Source organism: Mycobacterium sp., from assembly GCF_032161845.1.
GTDB lineage: Bacteria > Actinomycetota > Actinomycetes > Mycobacteriales > Mycobacteriaceae > Mycobacterium.
This window is the reverse complement of sequence record NZ_JAVRQA010000214.1, coordinates 1-5,984: the sequence shown is the minus strand read 5'-3', so window position 1 is coordinate 5,984 and position 5,984 is coordinate 1. Positions and strand designations below refer to the sequence as shown.

The window sequence follows — 5,984 nt, the reverse complement described above, 5'->3', positions numbered from 1 at the left end:
GCCGGAGCAGGCGGCGCTGCGGGTGTCGGCGGCACCGGCGGGCAGATCGGAGTTGCTGGCACCAACGGTTTCGGTGGGACGGGTGGCGCCGCAGGCAATGGCGGTGCAGGTGGTATAGGCAAGGCGGGCGCAAACGGCACCGACGGCACTGATGCGACCACACCGGGCGGCGCGGGTGGCCCCGGCACCGACGGTCAACAGGGCGGCGACGGCGGACACGGTGGTTCCGGCGGCGTCGGTGGCGCAGGCGGAGCCGGCCCCACTTCCGGCGCGGCGGGCGCGAACGGTAGCGGCGGCAGTGGCGGCTTCGCCGGGGACGGCGGCAAGGGCGGCAGCGGCGGAGATGGCGGCAGCGACACCTTGTCGGACGGCAGCACGCCGGCGGTCGGTGGCCCCGGCGGCGCGGGCGGCAACGGCGCCCTAGGCGGCAACGGAGGCACCGGTGGCTCCGCGGGTGGTACCGGCGCCGTCAGCGGTGCAAACATGCCCGATGGTGTCGACGGTGCCGGCGGCGCAGGCGGTAACGGTGGCAACGCCATCGTGACGACGGGGAATGCCAGTGCCGTCGGCGGCGCGGGCGGCAGTGGTGGCAACGCTGGCTCGGCAACCACCGTCGGCGACGGCGCGGGAGGGCACGGCGGTGGAGGCGGTGTCGCAATCAGCAACGGCGGAAACGCCGCCGGCGGCAACGGCGGAAAGGGAGGCGCCACAGCGGCAGGCAGCGGCGGTCACGGTGGGTACGGCGGCTATGGCGTGACGAACGCAAACGGTGGCACAAACGTCAACGGCACCGGCGGTAGCGGCGGCGACGGCGGCACCTCCGAAGCCCCGGGCAAGGGCGGTACCGGCGGCGACGGCGGTTACGGCGTCGGCGGCGGTTTCACCGGCGGTACCGGCACCGGCGGCAATGGTGGTAACGGCGGCGTCCGCGGCGGCAACGGCGGTAGCGGCGGAGCCGGTTACGGCGTCGGGGGCGGCAACGGTGTGGGCGGCACAGGCGGAAACGGCGGTAGTCCCAACGGTCTAGGCGCCGCCGGCGCGGGCGGTTCCGGCGGCACCGGTAGCGCCACTGGCGGGGGCACCGCCACCAACGGTGCCAACGGCACCAACGGCTGATCCGGCGCCGTCACACCGTGGCGGGCAGACGCGCTCCCGTGGCCAGCTCGGCGTACTCGCGCATCAGCCGCAGGGCCGTCCGCCGATCGAGCGCTGGATCGCGCGCCACGATGCGGTAACCGAAGTAGTCCTCCAACGCCATCACCGTCATCGCGATGTCACGGGCAGGTGAGCCGAGGCGGAACACGCCGGCCTTCGCACCCGCGTTGAGCACCCGAACGTAGAGCTCGACCTGCCGGTGATAGATCCCCTGGACGTCGCGGCGCTGGTCCAGTTCGAAGCCTGCCGCCAGGACCGCCCGCCAGATCGCCCGCCATTCCGCATCCTCCGGACCGGTCGGAAGCCCGGCGGCCATGGTCAACGCGAGCTGAGTGGGCACGTCGTCGGTGCGTTCGACCACCGCGAGCCGCTCGTCGTAGAAGCGAACGTCGGACCGCAGGGCGAGGTCCGACAGCAGCTGATCCATGTCCTTGAAGTAGTAGCGGACGGCGTTGGCCGTCAGCCCGAGCTCCGCGGCGACGTCGGTGATCCGCAGGCTCGCCAAGTCGTGCCGTTCGATCAAAGCGATTGCCGCATCGAGGATTTCGGTTCGTCGCTCCTCTTGTCGGCTAGGCCGTGCCACGCGTCATTCGCTTCCCGTTGCCGGTCGGTCCGATCTGGTTGCCGATGCCGTGAGGGTACTCGGTGACGCGTCGACAGCTCGAGTAGGCCGAACCCAATGTTCGCGTTCCCCTTGCGCAGATCACTACCTGGGCGCATTCTTTTCACTTAAGGAAAAGAACTATCGGACCTGGAGGATCGCTTGCGCGCCAGAGATCTCGGCGTCATCGTCGGTGAACACCCCACCGGACCGCACAACGCCATCACCGACGTGGCAGGCGTGCGCGTCGGGCACACGACGCTCGACGAGCCGGGGGCACCGGGCATCCACACCGGCGTGACGGTCGTCGTACCGCACGAGGACATCTGGAAAGAACCGGTCTTCGCCGGCGCGCACCGCCTCAACGGCAGCGGCGAACTGACCGGGTTGGAGTGGATCCGCGAGTCGGGTGAGCTCACGTCGGCCATCGGGCTCACCAACACCCACAGCGTCGGGGTCGTACGCGACGCCATGGTGTCGGCTCAGGTGCAGGCCCGCGGAGAAGGCCTCTACTGGTCACTGCCCGTCGTCGGCGAAACCTACGACGGACTTCTCAACGACATCAACGGCCACCACGTGCGGGGCGAACACGTCCGCTCCGCACTCGAGTCCGCGCGCGGCGGGCCCGTCCCCGAGGGCAACGTCGGAGGCGGTACCGGCATGATCTGCCACGGGTTCAAAGGCGGCATCGGCACCTCGTCCCGGGTCACCGAAACCGCCACCGGTCGCTACACCGTTGGCGTGCTGGTGCAGGCCAATCACGGACGGCGTGAACGACTCCGGGTCAACGGCGTGCCAGTCGGGATGAGCATCGGACCCGACGTGCTGCCCCTGCCCGAGGTTTCCCCACGGTACGAGCAAGGTTCGGGATCGATCATCGTCATCGTCGCCACCGACGCACCCCTGCTCCCACACCAGTGCACCCGGCTCGCCCAGCGGGCAGCGCTTGCGGTGAGCCGACTCGGTGGCAGCGGCGAGCAGTACAGCGGGGACCTGATGCTCGCCTTCGCCACCGGCAACCGCGGCATTCCGCCATACGCGTGGGACGAAGATCCCGGCACCGCCGCGCCCGAAATACCCCTGCGGATGGTCGCACCACAGCTGATGACGCGGCTCTTCGACCTGACGATCGAGGCGACCGAAGAGGCGATCGTCAACGTGTTGACCACCGCCACCACCCTGACCGGCCGTAACGGATTGACCGCACATGCGCTGGACCACAACCTGTTTCGTCGGGCACTCGCCCTTCCCACCTCCTAGGAGCCGCAATGACTGGACAAGCAATCCCCGAACAGGGTCGACGCCTCAAGGGACGGCTCGGCACGGTCGGCATCGTCTTCATGGTGATCGCCGCGGCGGCGCCGCTGACCGTGATCGGCGGCAACATGCCACTGGCGATGGGGCTGGGCAACGGAGCGGGCGCTCCGGTCGGCTTCCTGATCGCCGCACTGGTGCTGCTGCTCTTCAGCATCGGCTTCGTCACGATGACGCCCCACGTCCCCGAGGCGGGCGCCTTCTTCTCGTATGTGACCGTCGGTCTCGGACAGCGGATGGGAAAGGGCATCGCGGTGGTCGCACTCATCGCGTACACCGCCATCCAGGTCGGCATCTACGGCTACATCGGGTGGGCGATAGATGACACCGTCGGCTTCTACGACGGGCCGCAAATCCCCTGGCCCATATACTCGTTCGCGGTACTGGCGATCGTCGCACTGCTGGGCTACCGCCACATCGAACTGAGCGCCAAGGTCCTCGGCGTTGCGCTCGTCCTGGAGATCAGCATCGTCGTGCTGCTCGACCTCGCGATCGTCGCGAAGCCCGGCCCGAGTGGGCTGACCCTGGCCTCGTTCCACCCCGACGTGTTCACCAACGGTGCCCTCGGCATCGCCGTGCTCTTCGCGCTCACCGGGTTCATCGGCTTCGAGGCCACCGCGGTGTTCCGGGACGAAGCGCGCGACCCCGAACGCACCATCCCCCGCGCCACGTACGCCGCGGTTCTCATCATCGGCGCCTTCTACGCAGTGACCTGCTGGGCGTTCGTCGCCGCGATCGGACCCGACCAGGTGGCCGCCGTCGCGCAACGAACTCTCGCCGGCGACGGCAACATGCTGCTGGACACCACCGAGGCGAGCCTGGGCCGCGTCGGCCGGGACGTCGTCAACGTCCTTCTGCTGACGAGCCTGTTCGCCTGTGTGCTGTCGTTCCACAACGTGATCGCCCGCTACCAATTCGTGCTCGCCGGAAAGCGTCTGCTTCCCGCCCGGCTCGCCCGCGTGCACGGTCGTCACGACTCACCAGCGTTTTCCTCTCTGGTGCAGACGGCGACGGCCGCGGTGATCCTCGGGATCCTTGCGATCCTCCAAATCGACCCTCTGGTAGGAGTTTTCGGCTCGATGGCCGGCGTCGCGACCGTCGGCATGGTGCTGCTGATGCTCGCCACCTCCGTCGCCGTACTCGCCTACTTCGTGCGTCACCGCGAGCACACCGGCGGGCGCATCTGGCAGACCCGAATCGCCCCCGCGCTGGCCTGCCTCGGCCTGCTCGCCAGCATGTGGCTGGTGCTGACGAACTTCACGCTCGTCACGGGCGGGAGCGCAACGCTGAGCACGGTGCTGGCGGCCGTCCCGTTCGCCGGGCTTCTCGTCGGCGCCCTGCTGTGGCGGCCGACGCGGTCGATATCGGAACGCGTAGGGGCCTCGCGGTCGCGACCCTGACCTTCCTACACTTGGTCGGTGCGGTTGGACCTGGCGAGAATCCTCCTGGCCCGAACCCAGATCAATCCGGTGTTCCTGGACACTCCGCAGTACGAATGCGAGGCCTTGGGCGAGGTGCTCGGTTGCCGCCTCTTCCTGAAGGTGGAGACCCTGAATCCCGTCCGCTCGTTCAAGGGCCGCGGAACCGAGACCCTGCTCACCCGTCGACGAGATGCGGAATCCGTCGTCTGCGCAAGCGCGGGGAACCTCGGTCAGGCACTCGCCTTCGGCGGCAGGCAGCGCGGAATCGGCGTCACCGTCGTTGCCTCATCGGCGGCCAACCCGCTCAAGATCGAGCGCACCAAAGCGCTCGGCGCCAGCGTGATTCTGGTTGACGGGGACTTCGAGAAGGCCCTTGAAACCGCCATTCACGTCGCCGCCGACACCGGCGCGTTCCTGGTCGAGGACAGCAAGGCCGTCGATACGTGCGAGGGAGCAGCGACGATCGGGGTCGAGCTAGCGGAGCTGCCCGACGAACTCGATTCCGTCGTGGTCTCGTTGGGTGCAGGCGCCATGGCGTCCGGCGTGGGCTTTGCGCTGAAGAGCCTGCGCAAGGAGAGCGAGATCGTCTGCGTCCAACCCGAGAATGCGCCCGCGATGACGCTGGCCTTGCGAGCGGGCCGCCCGATCGAGGTCGGGATTCCCAATACGATCGCCGATGGTGTTGCTGGCAGGTACGTCATCCCGGAGGTGCTGGACGATCTCTCGTCGGTCGTGGACGACGCGGTCCTGGTCACCGAGGGCGGCATCGTCGAAGCAATGCGACTCCTCTACGTGCATGCGGGCCTGGTGGTCGAACCCGCCGCAGCGCTGGGAGTCGCTTCGATCCTGGAAGGCGCCGGCCGGTTCGACGGTAAGAACGTCGCAACGATCCTGTGCGGGAGCAATGTCACGCCAACGGATTTCGATCTCTGGACCTCGTGACGGGTCGACGCCGTTCCCCCGATCGGGGGACACGGGATTCCACCCCCCACTCCACCGGTCACCCGACAGACACCCCCTTCACGCTGAGACATAGTTATCTCATCGCCGGAACACACCGGCCGAGACAACCGAAAACAACACTCAGACAAAGGGACTCGAAAATGAACACCATCACCCGCAGCCTCCTCACCGCCACCGTCCTCGGCGGCGCCGCCCTCGGACTCGCCGGGGTCGCCAACGCCACCACCAACACCACCCCCGAAGGCCCCGGCTACTCCTACAGCCCAGGCACCTACGCCAAGCCAGCCCCCACTGCACTACCCGGCTGGCACGACAACCACGGCCCCGCCTACATCGCCCACCTCAACGGCAACTAAGCCCGGCCGAACACCACCCCAGAACCCACCAGGCCCTCCCCAACCAATCCCCGGGGGAGGGCCTGGTGTACGTCATCCGCCGGTCAGCTGACGCAGTCCATCGACGCACATGTCCCAGGCCCTGGTGCCGACGGTGATCGGGCCGAAGTGGTTTCCGTCGAACGTCCGCAGTTC

At 68.4% G+C, this 5,984-nt stretch carries 5 protein-coding genes and 1 pseudogene; 5 read left to right on the top strand and 1 reads right to left on the bottom strand.

The window, feature by feature from the left end; genetic code table 11:
* Positions 1-1,116 (top strand): annotated as a pseudogene (locus tag QOD90_RS12515) (PE family protein); the annotation flags it as partial.
* 10 nt (positions 1,117-1,126) lie between these two features.
* Here QOD90_RS12515 and QOD90_RS12510 read toward each other — a convergent pair.
* Positions 1,127-1,738 (bottom strand): TetR/AcrR family transcriptional regulator, encoded by a 612-nt coding sequence (locus tag QOD90_RS12510; protein ID WP_526350090.1) that lies wholly within the window; start codon positions 1,736-1,738, stop codon positions 1,127-1,129.
* A 180-nt stretch (positions 1,739-1,918) separates the two neighbouring features.
* Between QOD90_RS12510 and QOD90_RS12505 the strand changes: the two genes are divergently transcribed.
* The 4 genes from QOD90_RS12505 to QOD90_RS12490 all read left to right on the top strand — a co-directional run bounded on the left by QOD90_RS12505 (position 1,919) and on the right by QOD90_RS12490 (position 5,810).
* Complete coding sequence (locus QOD90_RS12505; RefSeq protein WP_526350088.1) at positions 1,919-3,016, top strand: DmpA family aminopeptidase; 1,098 nt, start codon at positions 1,919-1,921, stop codon at positions 3,014-3,016.
* An 8-nt stretch (positions 3,017-3,024) separates the two neighbouring features.
* Positions 3,025-4,470 (top strand): amino acid permease, encoded by a 1,446-nt coding sequence (locus QOD90_RS12500; RefSeq protein ID WP_526350086.1) that lies wholly within the window; start codon positions 3,025-3,027, stop codon positions 4,468-4,470.
* 18 nt (positions 4,471-4,488) lie between these two features.
* Positions 4,489-5,433 (top strand): threonine ammonia-lyase, encoded by a 945-nt coding sequence (locus QOD90_RS12495; RefSeq protein ID WP_526350084.1) that lies wholly within the window; start codon positions 4,489-4,491, stop codon positions 5,431-5,433.
* Positions 5,434-5,594: 161 nt separating this feature from the next.
* The gene (locus QOD90_RS12490; protein WP_526350082.1) at positions 5,595-5,810 is read left to right on the top strand and encodes a hypothetical protein; all 216 of its coding nucleotides are present in this window, start codon (positions 5,595-5,597) and stop codon (positions 5,808-5,810) included.
* Positions 5,811-5,984 lie beyond the last annotated feature (174 nt).